The organism is Pseudomonas sp. Fl5BN2 (genome assembly GCF_009908205.1).
Classification (GTDB): domain Bacteria; phylum Pseudomonadota; class Gammaproteobacteria; order Pseudomonadales; family Pseudomonadaceae; genus Aquipseudomonas.
On record NZ_JAAARL010000003.1, the window covers coordinates 151,831 to 171,371 of the forward strand.

The window sequence follows — 19,541 nt, forward strand, 5'->3', positions numbered from 1 at the left end:
TCCGCAATTAGCCTTGCCAAGCCGAGGCCGGAACCTCGGCCAGGGCTTTGAATGCAGGTTTGGCGAACCAGTAACCCTGCATCAGATAAATTCCACAGTCGCTGAGAAAGTCCCGTTCACCGGCACTTTCAATGCCTTCGGCAATGACTGTAACGCCCAACTCCGCACAGATTGTGACAATCCCGCGGATGATCGCCTGGCGTACGCGATCCTGGTGGACATCGCGCACCAGCGCCATGTCGAGCTTGATCAGGTCAGGTTGGAAATCCGCCAGCAGGTTCAGCCCCGAGTACCCCGCACCGAAGTCATCGATGGCGGTCTTGAAGCCGAATTCGCGGTATTCACGCAGAATATGGGTCAAATGGCGACTGTTATCTACGTGCTGGCTTTCCAGGGTTTCGAAAATCAGCCGATCCAGGGGAAAGTGCTGGGCGCGGGCGGCTTCCAGGGTGCTGCGAATGCACAGTTCCGGCCGGTATACGGCGTTGGGCATGAAGTTGATCGACAGGTGGCTTTGCATCCCCAACTGCGTTGCCATGGTGATGGCCTGGGTGCGGCAGCTCTGGTCGAAACGGTAGCGGTTGTGGTCGTCGACCTGATCCAGCACGGTGTTGGCGCCTTCGCCATTGACCCCGCGCACCAGCGCTTCATGGGCAAAGATCGAGCGGTCGCGCAGATCGACTATGGGTTGATAGGCGAAGGAAAAATCGAAGCCCAGTGGCTGGCTTTGCTGGCAACCTTCGCAACGGCTGTTGGGCGAGGTCAGGGAAGTGGGGAAATCAGTCACGGGGACTCCTCGCGTATCAGGGCGCAACCTGGGTTATTTTAGGTGAGTGGCAGAGTTTATGAGAGCTCGCTTGCAGGCTGTACAGTTGCGACATTTTTCAGCAAGAGGAATTCCAGTGGCGCATAAGCAGGAAGAAGAGGACAAGGTTCGTCTGGATAAATGGCTATGGGCGGCGCGCTTCTACAAGACTCGCGCCCTGGCCAAGGCCGCCATTGAAAGTGGCAAGGTGCATCACCGTGGCGAGCGCTGCAAGCCGGGCAAGGAGCCGCGCATCGGCGACGAATATCAGGTCCGTACCGGTTTCGATGAGCGCAGCGTGGTGGTCCAGGCCCTGTCAATCGTGCGCCGTGGCGCTCCCGAGGCTCAGGCCCTGTACGCGGAAACCGAAGCGAGCATCGCCAAGCGCGAAACCGCCGCGGCCCAGCGCAAGGCTGGCGCCCTTGGCGTCAGCACCGACGGCAAGCCGAGCAAGAAACAGCGCCGTGACCTGTTCAAGTTCCATGGCAGCAGCCACGAATGAAACCGTAGGAGCCGGCTTGCCGGCGAATGGGCCCTTGAGGACGCCTTCGCCGGCAAGCCGGCTCCTACAGGCCTGATCAGCGCAACAGGTTGCTGGAACGGACCACGTTCATGCGTGAGAGCACCGGCGTTTGGCTTAGCAGCTTGAACAGCGGATGAGTCAGGCGCAGCAGAGCGTTGGACATCCGCGCCGCGTACGGGGTGTAGTAGCCCCAGCCCAGGGCCAGCACCGCCAGCAGCACGCCGCCGATGTAGTCGTCCTGGCCCCAATGGGCACCGGCTACCAGGCGCGGCATCATGAACAGCAGGGTCAGGCCCCAGATAATCACGAACTGGCCAATGCTACGGCTGAAGATGCCCATGAACAGGCCCCAGATCAGCAAGACCGAAGCGTGATCGCCAGGGAAACTCTGGCTGGAGCGATCCTTGAGCTCCCAGGTTTTTTCCCAGCCCGGGAAGTAGTCGCTCATGTGCACGGAGCCTTCGAGCACCATGGACGGACTGTTGTGTTGCCAGCCCATGAAGGCCACCAGCTTGGAAAACAGCGCGCGAATCACCACCATAAGAATCAGGATCGACAGGAAGCCGAAAAATGCCCGGCGCACGTCCACGGCCTTGAACACCCAGTCGCCGCGAATCAGCAGGCCGAGCATGATCAGGCCGATCACGATGTCGAAGGGGCGCAGGCTGGCCACGGCCCAGATGTGCAGCCAGGTGGCGTTGGTCGCCAGGGGAGTGTTGAGCAAGCGGAACAGCCATTCGTCGAAGAGCACGCAGAGCATTTGCCCGGTAGGCCACAACCAGAAACCCAACAGGGCCAAAGGGAGTAAATTGCACAGAGCCAGTTTGCCGAGGTTCCACCTTGCTTGGAACAAACCCGGATTGTTCATAAAATATCTCCAAACGCAGCAAAAAAATTGCACCTTAATGGTGCAAGCGTCGTAATTTTCGGTGCTTGTAACCTTTTTGTCATCATTCAGATACCCAGACCTATGACTGATTTGCCGGATACCGACTTCACTCAACGCTTCATCTTTGATGAGAGCGATGCCCGCGGCGAGCTAGTGGCGCTGGAGCGCAGTTACGCTGAGGTCCTCGCCAAACACCCCTATCCCGAGCCGGTGGCGCAGCTGCTTGGCGAACTGATGGCGGCGGCGTCGTTGCTGGTCGGCACCTTGAAGTTCGATGGCTTGCTGATTCTCCAGGCCCGCTCCGAAGGTCCGGTGCCGTTGCTGATGATCGAGTGCTCCAGCGAGCGCGAGATCCGTGGCCTGGCCCGCTACGACGCGGACCGCATCGCCGCCGATGCGACCCTTGCCGACATGATGCCCGACGGCGTCCTGGCGCTGACCGTCGACCCGGCCCAGGGCCAGCGCTACCAAGGCATCGTTGACCTGGATGGCGCTACGCTTTCGGAATGCTTCACCAACTACTTCGTCATGTCGCAACAGGTCGGGACCCGCTTCTGGCTCTACGCCGATGGCCGCAATGCCCGTGGCCTGCTCCTGCAACAGCTGCCTGCCGACCGCCTGCGCGATCCGCAAGATCGCGAAGACAACTGGCAGCACCTTACCGCCCTGGCCGGTACCCTGACGGCTGATGAACTGCTGAGCCTGGACAACGAAACCGTGCTCCACCGCCTGTACCACGAAGAGGCCGTGCGCCTGTTCGATGTGCAACCGCTGCGCTTCCGTTGCAGTTGCTCGCGGGAACGCTCGGGCAATGCGCTGGTCAGCCTGGGTCTGGAGGATGCGCAGGAACTGGTGGTGGAACATGGTGGCAGCATCGAGATCGACTGCCAGTTCTGCAACGAGCGCTACCTGTTCGATGCCGCCGATATTGCTCAATTGTTCGCCGGAGCGGGCGTCGACACACCGTCAGATACTCGTCACTAAAACGATTCAGCGCAGGTAAATCACCTGACAAACGCCGGAATTACGCCGTGCTGACGGGAGGACCCTACTATTTTTGGGCTTTTCTGGCATAATCCGGCGCACTTTTTTCGCGGTAGTAGTGCGCGAGTTTCTACTACAAAACGTTTGGAGCACTCGGCCAATGGCCGACGGGGAACCTCATGACGCAAGCCAATAACGCCGTGTACACCGATCTGAGTGTGGATGATCTGGTCAAAGAAGCCCTGAACCGCGGTGAGGGCGAGCTTGCCGATACCGGCGCTCTGGTGGTTCGCACCGGTCATCGTACCGGCCGTTCGCCAGTGGATCGTTTCATCGTAGAAGAGCCCAGCACCCAGGACGCTATCGCCTGGGGCCCAATCAACCGCAAGTTCCCGGCCGCCAAGTTCGACGCCCTGTGGGACCGCGTTGAAGCCTACCTGGGCGAGCGCGAGCGTTTTGTTTCCCACGTGCATGTAGGTTCCGACCCGGCTCACTACCTGCCAGTGAAAATGACCACCGAGACTGCCTGGCACAACCTGTTCGGCCGTTGCCTGTTCATCAACCCCGAGCAATACAACGCCGGTGGCAAGGGTGAATGGCAGATCCTCAACGCACCGAACTTCGTCTGCGAACCTGAGCGTGACGGTACCAACTCCGACGGCACCGTGATCCTCAACTTCGCGGCCAAGAAAGTGCTGATCGCGGGCATGCGTTACGCCGGCGAAATGAAGAAAGCCCTGTTCTCCGTACAGAACTTCCTGTTGCCGGCTGTGGACGTGCTGCCAATGCACTGCGCCGCCAACATGGGCGAAGAAGGCGACGTGACTCTGTTCTTCGGCCTGTCGGGCACTGGCAAGACCACCCTGTCGGCCGACGAAAGCCGTTACCTGATCGGTGACGACGAACACGGCTGGGGCGTTGGCGTGGTGTTCAACATCGAAGGCGGTTGCTATGCCAAGTGCATCGACCTGTCGGAGAAGAACGAGCCGGTGATCTGGAAAGCCATCCAGCACGGCGCGGTCCTGGAAAACGTCGTACTCGATGCCAACAAAAAGGCCGACTACGCCGACGACAGCCTGACCCAGAACAGCCGCGCCGCCTACCCGCGCGAGCTGATCGAAAAACGTGCACCGAAGAACCTCGGTGGCGAGCCTAACGCCGTGATCTTCCTGACCTGCGACCTGACCGGCGTACTGCCACCGGTGTCGATCCTCAGCGAAGAACAAGCCGCCTACCACTTCCTGTCCGGCTACACCGCGCTGGTGGGCTCGACTGAAATGGGTTCGGGCTCGGGCATCAAGTCGACCTTCTCCACCTGCTTCGGCGCACCGTTCTTCCCGCGTCCGGCTGGCGAATACGCCGAGCTGCTGATCAAGCGCATCCGCGGCTTCGGCTCCAAGGTCTACCTGGTCAACACCGGCTGGACCGGCGGTGGCTACGGCGTTGGCAAGCGCTTCAACATCCCGACCACCCGTGGCGTGATCGCAGCGATCCAGAGCGGCGCGCTGATCGGTGCCGAGACCGAGCACCTGGACATCGTCAACCTGGACGTGCCAAAAGCCGTTCCTGGCGTCGAGACTGGCCTGCTCAACCCACGCAACACCTGGGCTGACAAAGCCGCCTACGACGAAGCGGCCAAGGCCTTGGCTGGCCTGTTCACCGAGAACTTCAAGAAGTTCGACGTGAGCGACGCGATCAAGGCTGCTGGTCCGAAGCTGTAAGCCTCGACCAGAAGTAAAAAAGCCGCCTTTCGGGGCGGCTTTTTTGTGCGCTGGAAATCTTCTAGCGGCTGCTGTAGGAGGCTTACGTCTTCAGGTGCAGCACTAACGCTCCAGCCAACACCAGCACCACTCCCGTCACCTGCAGCGGCGACAACCGCTCCTTGAAGAACACATAGCCCAGCACCGCGGCGATGCCGCCGGACAGGGTGCTGATCACCGTCACCACCGACACCGAGCCGCTCATGGCGCCCCAGGAAAAGGCGAAGAAGGCGCCGAGGTTCATCAGGCTGGTGGAGGCCAGCAGGCCGCAGTTTTTCAACGGCGGAATTTTCAGTCCGTCCGCGATTTTCAGCACCATCAGCAGCATCACGCTGCTGCCCACCGCATACCCCAGCCAGAGCATGCCGATCGGCCCTAGTTGCGGCAGGGTGTAGCGGCCCTGCAGCCAGAAACTGGTGCCGTACAGGGTCGCCGACAACAGGGCGTAGAAGATCGAGCGGCCGGCGTCGGTACTGTGGGGCAGCTTGGGCCCGGGGTGGATGCCGGAGAAGATCACGCCGACCACGCATACGAGGATGCACAGCAGCTGGATCAGGCTGATCTGTTCGCCACTGGCCCAGGACAGCAAGGTGGTGACTACGCCGTAGGAGGTCACCAATGGCGCGACGATGGAGGCTTTGCCCAGGGCAAAAGCCTTGCCCAGGGCCAGGGCGCCAGAGACGATAAAGGCCGCGGCAACCACGCCCATCAGCCAGACCTCCAGGGGGGCGGTCATGGCCTTGAGGAGGAAGGCGGGGAAGACCGCCAGCAGCAGGCACATCAAGGTAAAGCCCAGGGCCTGGCTGAAGAACACCGCGCGTTTCACGCCCACGGCGCGGACATTGAGGCCCACGAGAAAATCGGTGACGCCCCAGAGCAGGGCGGCGAGCAGACCCATCAGTACGTCCACGGCATTTCCTTGTGTACTGCCGTGAACCTTAGAGGCCTTCCAGCTCCTGAGTGTCCCAGCGTTGCTCCTTGAGCGCCCGGTACAGCATGCCAATGGTCAGCGGGAGCTTGTCTCCCCGGCCCTTGGCGCGGCGCTTGAGGGACACATCGTAGCCTTCGGGCTGGAAGTAGCGATAGCTGTCGAAGTCGACAAAGTCGATCACGAATTGCTCTTCCAGGGCCTGCAGCAAATGCCGGGCATCGGCGCCGTCGCAGCCCAGGTCGAGGTTGATCGCGGTGCTCAGGCGCAGGGTCTTGCGCTCGGGCAAGCCGATTTCCTCATGCAGCAATTGCATCAGTTGGCGCATGGTCGCATCGTCGGGAAAATCGGAGGCCAGGTGCATGTTCGAGGTTCGTTCGCTGATCGTGGAGGCTTTAGTGTACGGCGATTTAGCGGGCCCGGGCCGAGCATTGGCGGGCAAAACTGTGTATGGTTCGCCGCTGGCGGATGGGCTGGGACAGCGCTTCGGCCATCTTCATCTACAGGGATTTTGTTATGGCAGTTTTGCGCCTGGTGGCGGGGTTGTGGCTGGGGCTGGTGGCGAGTGCAGCACAGGCCCAGTCGTTGTCGATCGTAGTACTGGACGCGGTGGTCAAGGGCGGCGTGCTCGCCGATGCCGAAGTACTGGTGCAGCAAGGCACGCTCAAGAGTTCCGGGCGGACTGACGCCCAGGGCCGACTGAGCCTGGCGACGGACGTTGTCGAGGCTCCCACCAGCGAGCTGCTGATTCGCAAGCTTGGCTACGCCGACCTGCGGGTCAAGTGTCCGTGCCTGGGCTTGAACTATGCCTTGAGCCCGGTGTTGGCCAACCCTGACAGCCGGCGCGTGGTGCTGAGCTGGAGTGCGCCGGGGGAGGACCTCGATGCGTATCTGGCCTATCCCCACAAGCTGCTGTTTTTCGCCACCGGCAAGGGGCCGGGAACCCGCCTGGACGTTGAAAGCAGTGACAGCCATGGCCCGGAAACCGTCACCATCGACGAGCCATTGCCCGGTGACAACTACGTCTTTGCCGTGCATGACTTCACCAACGGCAACAACCCCGACTCCCTGCGCCTGGGCCGCAGTCAGGCACGGGTTGACGTCTATAGAGGCCCGACGCTGATGCGCAGCTATCAGGTGCCGCAGAATCGCCAGGGCAATCTGTGGGCGGTCTTTCGCCTGACCGCCGATGGCCGCTTGCAGGACATTGATCGGGTGCTGCAAAGCAATCTGGAGCCAGGCTCGGTGATGAATGATCTGGACGTCTTGCTCGATCCAGCCAAGTCGATCGACCAGGTGGTGGCCAAGGACAGCGGGCCGGTGGATGCCAAGAGCCTCAACCAGCAAGGCGAGGAACGCTACCGCAAGGGTGACTTCGGTGGTTCGACCATCTACTACCGGTACGCCATCGAGATGGACCCCAACTACGCCCAGGCCTACAGCAACCTGGCCTTGGCGTTGCGCAAGAACAGCCGGCCGGACGAGGCGATTGTCGCCGACCGTCAGGCCATTGCCCTGGCCAGTGGCCCGGCGGCGTCCACAGTGCGCGCCAGCGCCTATTACGACATGGGACGTATCTACGAAGACGCCGGCTTGTTGCCCACGGCCCTGGAGCATTACCAGAAGGCCAGGGAGCAAAAGGCCAATGAGGTCTATGACAAGGCGATAGAGCGGCTACAGACCCGCTGATCACACAGGTAGAAGTTATCTCCACAACGCGCCAGCAGTGGCGCGTTGTGCATTTATGGAGGTTGATATGCGAATTCGTGTTTTCCCCTGGCTGCTGGCGCTGTGCCTGTCCGCGGGCGTGGCCCAGGCAGCCGGGCCGCTGGTCTTCGCCACCATCGACCGCAGTGGCTGGCCGAACCCTCTGACTAGCGCGGCGGATTTCGACACCGCCTCCCGGGGGGAGATTCTGATGTTCGGCAAGGCCTTGCTGGCCAGTGAGGCATTGGACGAGAAGGCCTTGAAGCAGCGGCTTGGAGTCCGGCAGCTGCACCTCAAGTCGCTCAACCAGGTACGTCAACGCTTCTGGGAACTGCTGCTGAGCAACTACCGACTGGCCAGCCAGGACTGCGACGGTGCACCGTTCTGCCTGCCGGTGCGCAACCTCGGGGAGCTGCGGCAACTGGTGGCCAGTTTCACCGGTGAGAGCAAATCCACCTACGGTGCCTGGGCTCAGGCCAGTGCTCAGTTCCATCAGCAATATCTGAACGAGCAACTGCGACTGGCAGCCCTGTTCCCAACGGTCAGCAGTGAAATTCAACGTTTTGACCCGGCCGAGAAACTGGGAGATGAGTTGGCGGACCGACAGTTTCTGCTGACCTTCGATGACGGTCCGAGCCTCCGTGGCGGGCACACGGATGAACTGGTCAATGTGCTGCGGGGCCACGATCTGCATAGCCTGTTTTTTGTCCTGGGGGACTCGTTTCAGGTGCGCCTGAGTCAATCTTCGGCAGAGCAGATGCAGACGCTGTACGACGGCCAATGCGTGGGCGTACATGGCTGGGAACACAAATCCCATTCCTCGTGGAGCGAGTGGCAGAATTCGGTGATCCACAGCGCGAACCTGGCCAGCCGGACCCTGGCGGATGAATACTTGCCGCTGTTTCGTCCGCCCTATGGGCAGCGTCGCAGTGATAGCGCCGGGTTCTTCAAGGCCCAGGGGCAACAACTGATGCTGTGGAACATCGACTCCCAAGACTGGAGCAAGAAAATCAGCGCTGGGGCCGCTACCCAGCGGGTACAGACGCTGATGCTGCTCTGGCGGCGCGGCATCATCCTGTTCCATGACACCCACGCCAAGGCGGCTCAGGCAGTGCCGGTGCTGGTCGAGAACAATCGGCACAATGGCGTGCACTGGCTGGACTGCCGAAGCCTGCGCTAGGTTCTGCGGTGCTTCGCCGGCAAGCGGCGGAGCACCCTCACCGGTATCATCCAGTAGCCCTTTTCCCGCGACCTTTTCTCGACCCGCCGACCCGTCACGCTAGTCTTGAATGACCGGTCAGCGGTCAAAGGAGTGACCCTTATGCACAGCACCCTCGAACAGGTCTTCGGTTATCCACAGTTTCGCCCGGGCCAGGAGGCGGCGGTCAGCGCGGTGCTGGCCGGGCGCTCGGCGGCGGCGATCTTTCCCACCGGTTCCGGCAAGTCGCTGTGCTATCAGTTGCCGGCCGTGCTGTTGCCGCACCTGACCTTGGTGGTCTCGCCGTTGCTGGCGTTGATGCAAGACCAATTGGCCTTCCTGCAGCGTCACGGCATCGCTGCTGCCAGCATCGATTCGGCCCAGAACCGGGATGACGCCAACGAGGTCATGACCCGGGCGCGTTCCGGGGAACTGAAGATCTTGATGATCTCCGTGGAGCGCTTGAAGAACGAACGCTTCCGCAACTTTTTGCAGCAGGTATCCATCTCCCTGCTGGTGGTGGATGAGGCGCACTGCATTTCCGAGTGGGGTCACAACTTCCGGCCCGACTACCTGAAATTGCCGGACTACCAGCGCCAGTTCAACATTCCCCAGGTCCTGTTGTTGACGGCCACGGCCACCCCCAAGGTGATCGCCGACATGCAGGACAAGTTCGCCATTGCTGTCACCGATGTGGTGACTACCGGCTTCTACCGGCCCAACCTCAACCTGTTGGTGGAGCCGGTGCGCGGTGCCGACAAGCGCCGGCGCCTGCTGCAGTGGATGGGCGAGCGGGCCGGTCAGCCCAGCATCGTCTATGTGACCCTGCAGAAGACCGCCGAGCAGGTGGCCGAGCACCTGAGCCGGCAGGGCATCGCTGCCGAGGCGTATCACGCCGGCCTGCCCCATGAGCAGCGTGAGTCGATCCAGCGGCGTTTCATGGAGGGCCGGAGCAATTGCATCGTCGCCACCATTGCCTTCGGCATGGGCATCGACAAGAGCGACATCCGTAATGTGGTGCACTTCGACCTGCCCAAGTCCATCGAGAACTACAGCCAGGAAATTGGCCGCGCCGGGCGTGACGGCCAGCCTTCGGACTGCCTGGTGCTGGCTAACCGCGACAGCCTCAACGTGCTGGAGAACTTCGTCTATGGCGACACCCCGGAGCTGAGCGGCATCCGCTGCGTGCTGGATGAACTGCAGGCATCGGTGGCGGAAGGGCAGTGGGAGTTCCTGCTCGGCCCACTGGCGGACCAGAGCAACATTCGCCAACTGCCGCTCAAGACCTTGCTGGTGCAGTTGGAGCTGCGCGGCCTGATCGCTCCGCGTTACGCCTATTTCGCCGAATACCGCTTCAAGTTCCTTCTGGAGCCGGAGGCCCTGCTGGCGCGTTTCGAAGGTGAGCGGCGAGACTTTGTCGAAGCCGTCATCCACACCTCCAGCCGTGCGCGGACCTGGGCCACGGTGAATTTCGACGCGCTCTACGAGCAGTACCAGGCGCCGCGCAACCGGGTGGTCAAGGCACTGGATTACTTCCAGGAAAAGGGCTGGGTGGAGTTGGAAAGCAAGCAGATGACCGAGGTCTACAGCCTGTTGCGCACGGACTTCGATGCGGCGGCCTTGAGTGCGGATCTGCACGCATACTTCACCCGGCATGAGGCCGGCGAGATTGCGCGGATCCACGCCATGCTCGACCTGTTCGCCACCGAGCAATGCCTGGGCTTTCGCCTGGCGCAGTACTTTGCCGATGAGCAGGCCCCTCGGCGCTGCGGGCACTGCTCGGTCTGTCATGGCCAAGTGGCGCGCTTGCCGGAGCCTCCGGTTTTGCCGGCGCTTGTGGATAAAAACTTCAATGGCCTGTGTGGCGACTTTATCCACAGGCACCAACAGCACACGGGAGATGTGCCTGGGGCGGAGCGGCTGACGCGCTTCCTCTGTGGCATCAGCGTGCCGCTGTTCACCAAACTCAAGGCGCGGAGCATTCCCGGTTTCGCTGCGCTGGAAGATTATCCTTACGCCGCCGTGCGGGAGTGGTGCGAGGGGTATCTGCTGGGCGATCAACCGATCGTCCCGCCTTCAATCGATGGGAGAGAGCCCTGATGTCCGAGCCTATGCCGCAACGCGGTGACTATCGTCACTTCCAGCCAATCATTACCCGTTGGCACGACAATGACCTCTACGGTCATGTGAACAACGTTACCTACTACAGCTTCTTCGACACGGCGGTGAACACCTACCTGATCGAGCAGGGCGGCCTGGATATCCATGATGGCGAGGTGGTGGGATTGGTGGTCAGCTCGGCCTGCGACTACTTCGCTTCCATCGCCTTTCCCGAGCGTATCGAAGTCGGCCTGCGAGTCGGCAAGCTGGGTAATAGTTCGGTGCAATACGAACTGGCGGTGTTCAAGACGGGAGATGCGGATGCCTGCGCGGCGGGGCGTTTTGTCCACGTGTTCGTGGATCGTGCCTCGAACCAGCCGGTGCCGATTCCGCCCGCATTGCGGGCGGCCCTGGAAGACTTGCTGGTGGCATGAGTCAGACGGGTGGTGCGATCGGTGGGGCGGTCCCGCGCTTGTAGGAGACGCTGTACCGTCAAGGGCCTCGGAAGGCCCTTCGAGCAGCGTGGCCCGGGATTGTCGCGACTACGGCGGTGATCAGTCGCGATAGTGACGATGCTTGCGATGCCCATAGGCATGGCCACGGCCACGGTGGTCGTCGCGGTAGTAGCGACGGTCATCACGGCCTCGGTAGTTGCGATCTTCACGGGCGCTTTCATTGCCCATGTAGTTGCCCAGCGCGCCGCCGGCGCCACCACCTGCCGCTGCGCCGATCAAACTGCCGGTGTTGCCGCCCATGCTGCGGCCCACGACGTTGCCGCCGGCTGCGCCCAGAGCGCCACCAATGGCCGCCTGGCCACGGCTGCGTTTGTCGGCACCCACCGCACTGCCGCCCGCGCCGCCCAAGGCTGCGCCGATGGCCGAGCCGGTATTGCCGCCGATTTGCTGGCCGACCACCGAGCCTAGAACCCCGCCCAATGCGCCGCCCACACCTGCTTCAGTGGTGCCGCCGGCAGTGGCAACGCCGCTGATCAGGCCAAGGGACAACAAGAGAATCGAGGAGAACTTCATAGGGGAGCCTCAAAGGGATGACGGCGCGATCCTGAGGCTGTACCGCAATGCTTACAAACGAAATCCGACGAATAGCACGAGTTGTACACAATCTCGTAACCTATTGTTTTGATTGCGGAACTTAAGTGGTTTTTGCAGGTCTTTAGCTACTTCGGACAGGCCGCTTTTATCTAAAAGCGGCCTTTTTTGTGCCCGCGATTCAAGACCGCGAAGAGGCGTTCGCCGGCTTACCTGTCAAGCGTAGGAGCTGGCTTGCCAGCGAAGAGGCCCTCAAGTCAGGGATCAGGCCGAACGAGCCATGATCAGGCCGCTGTCGCTGGCCGCCTCCAGGCGGATGGCGATGAACTTCGACGTCGGGGTGTGGCTGCCGTCACCGGTACTTTCCAATGGCACCAGGGGGTTCACCTCCGGGTAGTAGGCTGCAGCCTGGCCCGCCGGAATATCGAACGCCAGCAGGGTGAAACCCTTGACCCGGCGTTCGCGGCCGTCATCCCACAAGGACACGATGTCGGCTTTCTGCCCCGGCTTGAAGCCCAGGCGGATGATGTCCGCCTCGTTGGCGAACAGCACGTCGCGCTGGCCCTTGACCCCGCGGTAGCGGTCATCGAGGCCGTAGATGGTGGTGTTGTACTGGTCATGGGAACGCATTGATTGCAGGATCAGGTCCGGCAGTTGGCCGGTGGCCCGGGTGCGCTCATGGACCAGGTCCTTGGGCAGCAGGTTGGCGCGGAAGTTGGCGCGCCCCGACGGCGTGTTCCACTGGCGGGCACCGGCGCTATTGCCCAGGTAGAAACCACCTGGGTGCTTGAGCCGTTCGTTGAAGTCCTTGAAGCCGGGAATGGTGTCGGCGATCAGGTCGCGGATGCGCCCGTAGTCCGCTGCCAGCCAGTTCCAGTCCACCGGCTGAGTACCCAGCGTCGCGGCGGCAATGCCCGCGACGATCCACGGCTCGGAGCGCATGAGCGACGACAGCGGCTGCAACTGGCCGTTGGAAGCGTGGACCATGCTGAAAGAGTCCTCCACGGTCACCGCTTGTGGACCACCGGCCTGCTGGTCGATATCGGTACGTCCCAGGCACGGCAGGATCAGCGCGTCCTTGCCGTGGGCCAGGTGGCTGCGGTTGAGCTTGGTGCTGATCTGCACCGTGAGGTCGCAGTTGCTCAGGGCCTGGAAGGTCCGCGGGCTGTCCGGGGTGGCTTGGGCGAAGTTGCCTCCCAGGCCGATGAACACCTTGGAGCGCCCTTCGAGCATTGCGTGGATCGCCTCGACCACGTTGTGGCCTTCATCCCTGGGCACCTTGAACTGAAAGCGTCGTTCCAGGGAGTCGAGGAAGGCCAGCGGTGGGCGTTCGTTGATGCCCATGGTGCGGTCGCCCTGCACGTTGCTGTGGCCGCGCACCGGACACAGGCCGGCGCCGGGTCTGCCGATGTTGCCCCGCAACAGCATCAGGTTGGCGATTTCCTGGATGGTCGGCACCGAGTGGCGGTGCTGAGTGATGCCCATGGCCCAGCACATGATCACGTTCTTGCTTTTGGCGTACATGCGCGCCGCTTGTTCAATCTCTACCAGGGGCAGGCCGGACTGCTCGACGATATGCGCCCACGGGGTGTCGTCGATGCTGCCCAGATAGTCGAGCACCTGAGCTGTGTGAGCGTTGAGGAAGTCGTGGTCGAACACCGCTGGGGCGCCGGTTTTCTGCGCGTCGCGCTCCCACTGCAGAAGGAACTTGGCCATGCCTCGCAGCAGCGCCATGTCGCCGCCCAGGGCCGGGCGCAAGTAGGCGGTGTTGGTTGGGCGATTGCCGTTGGTGAGCATCTCGATGGGGCTTTGCGGGTGCTGGAAACGTTCCAGGCCGCGCTCTTTCAGCGGGTTGATGCACACCACCTGGGCGCCGCGCTTCACTGCTTCACGCAGTGGTTCGAGCATCCGTGGATGGTTGGTGCCGGGGTTCTGGCCCAAGACGAAAATCGCGTCTGCGTGCTCGAAGTCATCGAAGGTCACGGTGCCTTTGCCGACGCCAACGCTTTGCGCCAGGGCCACGCCGCTGGCCTCGTGGCACATGTTCGAACAGTCGGGGAAGTTGTTGGTGCCGTAGGCGCGGACGAACAGCTGGTAGAGATAGGCCGCTTCATTGCTGGCCCGGCCCGAGGTATAGAACTCGGCCATGCCCGGGCTTGGCAGGTTGTGCAGATGCTTGGCGATCAGGCTGAAAGCCTGCTCCCAACTGATGGGTTGGTAGCGATCGGTTGCGGTGTTGTAGCTCATCGGCTCGGTCAGCCGGCCCTGGTACTCAAGCCAGTAGTCGCTCTGTTCCAGCAGCGAGGTGACGCTGTGCTTGGCGAAGAACGCCCCGTCCACCCGACGCTTGGTGGCTTCCCAGTTCACCGCCTTGGCGCCGTTCTCGCAGAACTTGACCAGGCCGCTTTCCGGCGAGTCGCCCCAGGCACAACCCGGGCAGTCGAAGCCGCCATTCTGGTTGGTCTTGAGCATCATGCGCAGGTTCTTCAGGGCGTTGTCGCTGGTCAGCCAGGCCTGGGCCACGCTGATCAGGGCACCCCAGCCACCGGCAGGACCCTTGTAGGGCTTGTAGCGGGCAACGGGTTTCTGATCGGCTTGGTTGTGTGTACTCACGGGCGACTCTCCATAGCGGGGCTGTGGACCCGCGGCGCACTGTTCTGCGGCAGGTGGACAAGGTTGGGGCGGTGATGACGCGGCCATAGCACGGCCAGGCGGGTGCTATCCGCTTGCGAGCGCTCAGGGGTGCTGTGGGTCTGGCTGGCGGCGAGCGCCGGTGTGCGCGTTGCAAGGGCTGGTGCCGCGCAGGCCCGGCATTTGGCATTGATTGCGGGGCCGGCGCCTATCGGGGTCCAAGACTAAGCGCGGCAATCTGTCGCGTCTAATTGCTAGTACTGATCCCTTGATAGATAGCGTCGATCAAGAGCCGCTGAAGGATTTCTGATACAGGGCGAAGCAGGCTTCTGCCAGGGCTGAGCGCGGCGCGCTGCGCCGCATGATCAGGCCCAGGCGGGCCAGGGTCTGGGCATTTTCGATGGGTTGCAGGCGCAGGTGCTCGGTCAGCGCCTCCAGGCCGCTGTCCAGGGGCATGATTGCGCAGCACAGGCCACCATGGACCATCTGCACCAACTGATGGACGGCGTCGGTCTGCAACACCGGCTGTGGGTGAAGCCCGCGTATGTGGAAGTTGTGGTCGATGGACTGGCGAAAGTGCATGCCGCTGGTGAGCAGGCCCAGGGGTAACTCGATCAGCGACTCCCAGCTCAGGGGCTGCTCGCCGAAGCTGAAGTGTCGCTGGTCATAGAGCAGGCCCATGTGGGTCGGGTCCAGGGTCAGTGAGTCGAAGTGCTCACTGTCCAGGCGCTCCAGGTAAGACACCCCGAGGTCCAGGCGGTTGCTCGCCAGTTGCTCGAGAATCTGCTCCGAACTCAGCGACGACAGCTCGAAACGCAGGTTCGGGTGTTCGGCGTGGAGGCGCTGCATCAATGGCAATGGATCGAAGCTCGACAACGGCACCACCCCCAGGCGCAGGGTGCCCACCAGGTTGCCCCGGCAGGCGGCGGCTTCGGCCAGCAACCCGTCGTAGGCGCTGAGGACGGTGCGGGCCCAGGCCAGGACCCGTTCGCCAGGGGCGGTAAAGCCTTCGAAGCGCTGGCCACGGTTGACCAACTGCAGGTCGAGCTCTTCCTCGAGGCTGCGCAGGCGCATGGACAGGGTCGGCTGGGTGATATGGCAGAGCGCGGCGGCCTGGCCGAAGTGGCGGGTTTCGTCGAGGGCGATGAGGAATTTCAGCTGCTTGAGGTCCATCTTCGCTCCAGAACGCCAAAAGGCCGGGATTCTACCGCGCCTGTGCGACCTTGAGTCACTGGTCGCTTGGGAACCTCATGGGGCCATGCTGGTCTAGTCTTTCGCGTCTGGATCTATCAACCAAGGAGTGTGTGACATGAGTCTTTTCAGCTTTGTGAAAGAAGCCGGTGAAAAACTGATCGGTCTGGTAACCCCGGGTAATGCCAATGCCAGTGAGCAACTCAAGGAGCACATCGCCAAGGTCGGCCTGGGCAATCCCAATGTTCATGCCACCGTGGAGGGTGACAAGGTCATCGTAAGCGGTGAAGTGGCAACCCAGGAAGAAAAGGAAAAGATCCTCCTGGCCCTGGGCAACATCGCCGGTGTCGAGTCCGTTGAGGACCAGATCAGCGTGACCGGTCCAGTGGTGGTGTCGGCGGTGTTCGTTACCGTGAAGAAGGGCGACACCCTGAGCGCGATCGCCAAGGTGCAGTACGGCGACGCCAACAAGTACAACAAGATTTTCGAGGCCAACAAGCCGCTGCTGTCTCATCCGGACAAGATCTACCCGGGGCAGGTCCTGCGTATTCCCGAGTAACCGGCCAGTGGTTGCCGGGAGTAGCAGCGGGCTTGCCCGCGAGTGGTGTCACAGCCCTTCGATCAACTCCCGGTAGCCTTTCACTGCAGCGAACTCCGCCGTGTCCTTCGGCCCTTTGCGGCTGTCCGGCTGGCTCACCGCCAGCAACTGCGCCACACCAAAGTCCCGCGCACTGCGCAGGATCGGCAAGGTGTCATCGATGAACAGGCTGCGGGCCGGGTCGAATCGGATGTCGGCCTGCAGCGCATCCCAGAATTGCGGGTTCTCCTTGGGGAACCCGTAATCGTGTGAGCTGATCAGGCGCTCGAAGTATGGCGCCAGTTCAATCCGCTCCAGCTTCAACGACAAGGAATCACGGTGGGCGTTGGTGATCAGGATCACCCGCTTGCCGGCCTGTCTGATCGCCGCGAGAAAGGTGTCGGCGTCCGGACGCAGGGCGATCAGGTGAGCTGTCTCCAGCTTCAGCTCACGCAGCGACAGCTTCAGCTCGGCGCTCCAGAAATCCAGGCAATACCATTGCAACTGACCGGCGTTACGCTCGAACAGCGGTTGCAGTTCCAGCTCGGCCATGGCCCGGCTGACCCCGTGCAACTCGGCGTAGCGCTGGGGCAGGTGCTCCATCCAGAAATGGTTGTCGTAATGCAAGTCCAGCAAGGTGCCGTCCATATCCAACAGGACGGTATCGATATCGCGCCAGGGCAGCAGGGCCATTGAACACTTCTCCAGCGGTAAGAAAACAGCCGACCGGCAGGGTCGACAAGGTCAGTGAGGCAGGGGGAACCGGTCACTGGAAGGATAGAGGAAAGCCACTCTGCACAAGGCGGTCACACGCAGTAAACAATAGGTGTTGGAGCGGGGCTGTGCTCCTGCAATCTGCAACCCAGTCACTTTCAAACAGGCTGTATAGTAACCCGCTATCGCCAAGGAGCCCGTTATGCGCCAGAAACCCACCGTACTTGCCCGCGAGATCGTCGCCACCAGTCGTCTGTTCTGTGTCGAAGAGGTGCAGTTGCGGTTCTCCAATGGCGTAGAGCGCACTTATGAACGCCTGGTGGGCAAGGGTGCGGGTTACGGTGCGGTGATGATCGTGGCGATGCTCGATGCGGAGCACGCGGTGCTGGTAGAAGAATACTGCGGTGGCACCGATGCCTACGAGTTGTCCCTGCCCAAGGGCCTGATCGAACCCGGGGAAGATGTGCTGGCAGCCGCCGAGCGTGAACTCAAGGAAGAGGCCGGGTTTGGCGCACGGCAACTGGAGCACCTGACCGAGCTGTCACTGTCCCCGGGCTATATGAGCCAGAAGATCCAGGTGGTGTTGGCCACCGATCTGTATGAGGAGCGCCTGGAGGGCGATGAGCCCGAGCCAATGCGGGTCGACAAGATCAACCTGCGAGAGCTGGTCAGCCTGGCGCAGAATCCGCAATTTACTGAAGGCCGGGCCCTGGCTGCGCTGTACCTGACCCGCGACCTGTTGAGCCAGCGTGGAGTTTTTCCAGCATGAGCAGTATCTCGATGAATTTTCCCCATCCCTTGCTGGCACCAGTGGCGGAGCTGGCGTTGCGTGCCGGTGAAGCGATCCTGCCGTTCTGGCGCGCCGACGTGGCGGTCAATCATAAGGCCGACGAGTCGCCGGTGACTGCCGCTGACCTCGCGGCCCATCACTTGATCGTGGCCGGCCTGACGGCCTTGGATCCGAGCATTCCGGTGCTGTCCGAAGAGGACGCCGACATTCCCCAGGCCACTCGGGCCAGCTGGCAGCGCTGGTGGTTGGTGGACCCGTTGGATGGCACCAAGGAGTTCATTTCCGGCAGTGAAGAGTTCACCGTCAACATCGCCCTGATCGAACAGGGGCGCGTGGTATTCGGTGTGGTATCGATGCCCACCAATGGTCGTTGCTACTTGGGTGGCGCCGGTCTGGGCGCCTGGCGCGTTGATCAAGGGCAGCCGCCGCAAGCGATCCAGGTGCGTGAGCAGCCGGGCGTTGGTGAGGCCTTTACCGTGGTGGCCAGCCGACGCCATTCGAGCCCGGAGCAGGAGCACCTGCTCAGTGGTCTGGGGGCGGCTCTGGGCGAGTTGCAATTGGCCAATATCGGCAGTTCGCTGAAGTTCTGCCTGCTGGCCGAAGGGGCGGCGGATTGTTATCCGCGCCTGGCACCTACCTCCCAGTGGGACACGGCTGCAGCCCAGGGCGTGCTCGAGGGGGCAGGGGGCGAGGTGGTGGATCTTCAGGGCTCACCATTCTGTTATCCGCCGCGGGAGTCGTTGCTCAACGGCTTCTTCCTGGCGCTGCCGGCCAAGGCGCCCTGGCGCAGCAAACTGCTGGAACTGGCGCGCTCCTGATCATCCCGCGCACGGGCGGGCCTCTTCGCTGGCAAGCCAGCTCCTACAGGGCTGCGCGTTCCGGGGTCTTGTAGGAGCCGGCTTGCCGGCGAATGGGCCCTTGAGCCTTGCGCGCACGGGCGGGCCTCTTCGCTGGCAAGCCAGCTCCTACGGGGTGTGCGTTCCGGGGTCTTGTAGGAGCCGGCTTGCCGGCGAATGGGCCCTTGAGCCTTGCGCGCACGGGCGAGCCTCTTCGCTGGCAAGCCAGCTCCTACAGGGATGCGCGTTCCGGGGTCTTGTAGGAGCCGGCTTGCCGGCGAATGGGCCCTTGAGTCTTGCGCGCATGGGCGGGCCTCTTCGCTGGCAAGCCAGCTCCTACAGGGATGCGCGTTCCGGGGTCTTGTAGGGGCCTGCCATAGGCAATGGGCATCAGCGATGCAGGACGTACTGGCCGGCAAAGCGTACGGCGTCTTCATTCTGGCCCGCATTCACCACCCGGGTGTGCAAGGTCAGCCGGGCCCGGCCGTAGCGCTGGTACATCGAGAGAAATTTCTTCCAGACCTTTTCATCCGGGGCCGCACAGATCGCCACGGCAGTGCCGGTGACTGGCAGTGGGTAACTGATCTGTCCTTCCTGGATGACGATATGCCCGTCATTTATCCCTTCCTCCTTGAGTCGCAGGTGCAACCAGCCCCAGCCGGCCAGTACGGCGCCGCAATACAGGCTGCCGCCGAACATGGTGCTCTTGTGGTTGACGTTGGCGTCCAGGGGCAGTTGCAGGCGCAGTTGCTGCGCCTGCCAGTCGAGCACCTTCAGCCCCATGTCCCGGGTCAGGGGAATATCGTGGTGGAGGATGGATTCCAGGTATCGACTGTCGCGGTTCATGCATGGGCCTCAAGGG

19 protein-coding genes and 1 pseudogene are annotated in these 19,541 nt (G+C 62.2%); 10 read left to right on the top strand and 10 right to left on the bottom strand.

The window, feature by feature from the left end; genetic code table 11:
• Positions 1 to 7 precede the first annotated feature (7 nt).
• A complete protein-coding gene (locus GV819_RS05195; RefSeq protein WP_161754147.1) occupies positions 8 to 787 on the bottom strand; it encodes an EAL domain-containing protein in 780 nt (259 codons plus the stop codon).
• A gap of 115 nt (positions 788 to 902) precedes the next feature.
• On the opposite strand from GV819_RS05195, the gene GV819_RS05200 reads away from it, so the two are divergent.
• Entirely contained in the window at positions 903 to 1,307 is a 405-nt protein-coding gene (locus tag GV819_RS05200) for an RNA-binding S4 domain-containing protein (protein ID WP_161754149.1), read from the top strand.
• 76 nt (positions 1,308 to 1,383) lie between these two features.
• On the opposite strand, the gene GV819_RS05205 is transcribed toward GV819_RS05200, so the two are convergent.
• Positions 1,384 to 2,196 carry a phosphatase PAP2 family protein gene (locus tag GV819_RS05205; protein ID WP_161754151.1) on the bottom strand — a complete coding sequence of 271 codons (813 nt, stop codon included), beginning with the start codon at positions 2,194 to 2,196 and terminating at the stop codon, positions 1,384 to 1,386.
• Between the two features lie 102 nt (positions 2,197 to 2,298).
• Here GV819_RS05205 and hslO point away from each other — a divergent pair, with 102 nt between their 5' ends.
• Positions 2,299 to 3,201 carry an Hsp33 family molecular chaperone HslO gene (gene hslO / locus GV819_RS05210; protein WP_161754153.1) on the top strand — a complete coding sequence of 301 codons (903 nt, stop codon included), beginning with the start codon at positions 2,299 to 2,301 and terminating at the stop codon, positions 3,199 to 3,201.
• Between the two features lie 179 nt (positions 3,202 to 3,380).
• The gene (locus GV819_RS05215; RefSeq protein WP_161754155.1) at positions 3,381 to 4,922 is read left to right on the top strand and encodes a phosphoenolpyruvate carboxykinase; all 1,542 of its coding nucleotides are present in this window, start codon (positions 3,381 to 3,383) and stop codon (positions 4,920 to 4,922) included.
• An 82-nt stretch (positions 4,923 to 5,004) separates the two neighbouring features.
• On the opposite strand, the gene GV819_RS05220 is transcribed toward GV819_RS05215, so the two are convergent.
• On the bottom strand, positions 5,005 to 5,859 hold the full coding sequence (locus tag GV819_RS05220; RefSeq protein WP_178125947.1) for a DMT family transporter: 855 nt from the start codon (positions 5,857 to 5,859) through the stop codon (positions 5,005 to 5,007).
• A gap of 40 nt (positions 5,860 to 5,899) precedes the next feature.
• Complete coding sequence (locus GV819_RS05225) at positions 5,900 to 6,253, bottom strand: DUF1493 family protein (RefSeq protein WP_161754158.1); 354 nt, start codon at positions 6,251 to 6,253, stop codon at positions 5,900 to 5,902.
• 152 nt (positions 6,254 to 6,405) lie between these two features.
• Between GV819_RS05225 and GV819_RS05230 the strand changes: the two genes are divergently transcribed.
• The 4 genes from GV819_RS05230 (at position 6,406) to GV819_RS05245 (ending at position 11,328) form a co-directional block, all read left to right on the top strand.
• Complete coding sequence (locus tag GV819_RS05230) at positions 6,406 to 7,578, top strand: tetratricopeptide repeat protein (protein WP_161754160.1); 1,173 nt, start codon at positions 6,406 to 6,408, stop codon at positions 7,576 to 7,578.
• A 67-nt stretch (positions 7,579 to 7,645) separates the two neighbouring features.
• Positions 7,646 to 8,776: a polysaccharide deacetylase family protein gene (locus GV819_RS05235; RefSeq protein WP_161754162.1), complete on the top strand. Its 1,131-nt coding sequence runs from the start codon at positions 7,646 to 7,648 to the stop codon at positions 8,774 to 8,776.
• Between the two features lie 141 nt (positions 8,777 to 8,917).
• Entirely contained in the window at positions 8,918 to 10,894 is a 1,977-nt protein-coding gene (locus tag GV819_RS05240; RefSeq protein ID WP_161754164.1) for a RecQ family ATP-dependent DNA helicase, read from the top strand.
• The gene (locus GV819_RS05245) at positions 10,894 to 11,328 is read left to right on the top strand and encodes an acyl-CoA thioesterase (protein WP_161754166.1); all 435 of its coding nucleotides are present in this window, start codon (positions 10,894 to 10,896) and stop codon (positions 11,326 to 11,328) included. The genes GV819_RS05240 and GV819_RS05245 overlap by 1 nt, the downstream gene beginning before the upstream one ends.
• Positions 11,329 to 11,448: 120 nt before the next feature.
• Here GV819_RS05245 and GV819_RS05250 read toward each other — a convergent pair whose 3' ends face one another.
• The 4 genes and pseudogenes from GV819_RS05250 to GV819_RS05260 all read right to left on the bottom strand — a co-directional run bounded on the left by GV819_RS05250 (position 11,449) and on the right by GV819_RS05260 (position 15,744).
• Complete coding sequence (locus tag GV819_RS05250; RefSeq protein WP_161754169.1) at positions 11,449 to 11,922, bottom strand: YMGG-like glycine zipper-containing protein; 474 nt, start codon at positions 11,920 to 11,922, stop codon at positions 11,449 to 11,451.
• Between the two features lie 282 nt (positions 11,923 to 12,204).
• Positions 12,205 to 14,553 carry an FdhF/YdeP family oxidoreductase gene (locus GV819_RS05255; protein WP_161754171.1) on the bottom strand — a complete coding sequence of 783 codons (2,349 nt, stop codon included), beginning with the start codon at positions 14,551 to 14,553 and terminating at the stop codon, positions 12,205 to 12,207.
• Positions 14,550 to 14,657 (bottom strand): annotated as a pseudogene (locus GV819_RS33120) (formate dehydrogenase accessory sulfurtransferase FdhD); the annotation flags it as partial. The pseudogene GV819_RS33120 and the gene GV819_RS05255, both read right to left, overlap by 4 nt.
• Positions 14,658 to 14,856: 199 nt before the next feature.
• The gene (locus GV819_RS05260) at positions 14,857 to 15,744 is read right to left on the bottom strand and encodes a LysR family transcriptional regulator (protein WP_161754172.1); all 888 of its coding nucleotides are present in this window, start codon (positions 15,742 to 15,744) and stop codon (positions 14,857 to 14,859) included.
• A 136-nt stretch (positions 15,745 to 15,880) separates the two neighbouring features.
• Between GV819_RS05260 and lysM the strand changes: the two genes are divergently transcribed.
• A complete protein-coding gene (gene lysM / locus GV819_RS05265; protein WP_161754175.1) occupies positions 15,881 to 16,321 on the top strand; it encodes a peptidoglycan-binding protein LysM in 441 nt (146 codons plus the stop codon).
• Between the two features lie 48 nt (positions 16,322 to 16,369).
• On the opposite strand, the gene yrfG is transcribed toward lysM, so the two are convergent.
• Entirely contained in the window at positions 16,370 to 17,032 is a 663-nt protein-coding gene (yrfG, locus tag GV819_RS05270; RefSeq protein ID WP_161754177.1) for a GMP/IMP nucleotidase, read from the bottom strand.
• Between the two features lie 223 nt (positions 17,033 to 17,255).
• Here yrfG and nudE point away from each other — a divergent pair, with 223 nt between their 5' ends.
• Together nudE and cysQ are read left to right on the top strand one after the other, a co-directional pair.
• On the top strand, positions 17,256 to 17,822 hold the full coding sequence (gene nudE / locus GV819_RS05275) for an ADP compounds hydrolase NudE (RefSeq protein ID WP_161754179.1): 567 nt from the start codon (positions 17,256 to 17,258) through the stop codon (positions 17,820 to 17,822).
• 11 nt (positions 17,823 to 17,833) lie between these two features.
• On the top strand, positions 17,834 to 18,661 hold the full coding sequence (gene cysQ, locus GV819_RS05280; protein WP_161754633.1) for a 3'(2'),5'-bisphosphate nucleotidase CysQ: 828 nt from the start codon (positions 17,834 to 17,836) through the stop codon (positions 18,659 to 18,661).
• Between the two features lie 408 nt (positions 18,662 to 19,069).
• On the opposite strand, the gene GV819_RS05285 is transcribed toward cysQ, so the two are convergent.
• Positions 19,070 to 19,525 (bottom strand): YiiD C-terminal domain-containing protein, encoded by a 456-nt coding sequence (locus GV819_RS05285; RefSeq protein ID WP_161754180.1) that lies wholly within the window; start codon positions 19,523 to 19,525, stop codon positions 19,070 to 19,072.
• Between the last annotated feature and the right edge of the window lie 16 nt (positions 19,526 to 19,541).

What these genes read in the sequence shown, in the direction of transcription:
- GV819_RS05205 (WP_161754151.1), bottom strand. Translation starts at nt 2,196, where the DNA reads ATGAACAATCCGGGTTTGTTCCAAGCAAGGTGGAACCTCGGCAAACTG.
- hslO (WP_161754153.1), top strand. Translation starts at nt 2,299, where the DNA reads ATGACTGATTTGCCGGATACCGACTTCACTCAACGCTTCATCTTTGAT.
- GV819_RS05215 (WP_161754155.1), top strand. Translation starts at nt 3,381, where the DNA reads ATGACGCAAGCCAATAACGCCGTGTACACCGATCTGAGTGTGGATGAT.
- GV819_RS05220 (WP_178125947.1), bottom strand. Translation starts at nt 5,859, where the DNA reads ATGGGTCTGCTCGCCGCCCTGCTCTGGGGCGTCACCGATTTTCTCGTG.
- GV819_RS05225 (WP_161754158.1), bottom strand. Translation starts at nt 6,253, where the DNA reads ATGCACCTGGCCTCCGATTTTCCCGACGATGCGACCATGCGCCAACTG.
- GV819_RS05230 (WP_161754160.1), top strand. Translation starts at nt 6,406, where the DNA reads ATGGCAGTTTTGCGCCTGGTGGCGGGGTTGTGGCTGGGGCTGGTGGCG.
- GV819_RS05235 (WP_161754162.1), top strand. Translation starts at nt 7,646, where the DNA reads ATGCGAATTCGTGTTTTCCCCTGGCTGCTGGCGCTGTGCCTGTCCGCG.
- GV819_RS05240 (WP_161754164.1), top strand. Translation starts at nt 8,918, where the DNA reads ATGCACAGCACCCTCGAACAGGTCTTCGGTTATCCACAGTTTCGCCCG.
- GV819_RS05245 (WP_161754166.1), top strand. Translation starts at nt 10,894, where the DNA reads ATGTCCGAGCCTATGCCGCAACGCGGTGACTATCGTCACTTCCAGCCA.
- GV819_RS05250 (WP_161754169.1), bottom strand. Translation starts at nt 11,922, where the DNA reads ATGAAGTTCTCCTCGATTCTCTTGTTGTCCCTTGGCCTGATCAGCGGC.
- GV819_RS05260 (WP_161754172.1), bottom strand. Translation starts at nt 15,744, where the DNA reads ATGGACCTCAAGCAGCTGAAATTCCTCATCGCCCTCGACGAAACCCGC.
- lysM (WP_161754175.1), top strand. Translation starts at nt 15,881, where the DNA reads ATGAGTCTTTTCAGCTTTGTGAAAGAAGCCGGTGAAAAACTGATCGGT.
- yrfG (WP_161754177.1), bottom strand. Translation starts at nt 17,032, where the DNA reads ATGGCCCTGCTGCCCTGGCGCGATATCGATACCGTCCTGTTGGATATG.
- nudE (WP_161754179.1), top strand. Translation starts at nt 17,256, where the DNA reads ATGCGCCAGAAACCCACCGTACTTGCCCGCGAGATCGTCGCCACCAGT.
- cysQ (WP_161754633.1), top strand. Translation starts at nt 17,834, where the DNA reads ATGAATTTTCCCCATCCCTTGCTGGCACCAGTGGCGGAGCTGGCGTTG.
- GV819_RS05285 (WP_161754180.1), bottom strand. Translation starts at nt 19,525, where the DNA reads ATGAACCGCGACAGTCGATACCTGGAATCCATCCTCCACCACGATATT.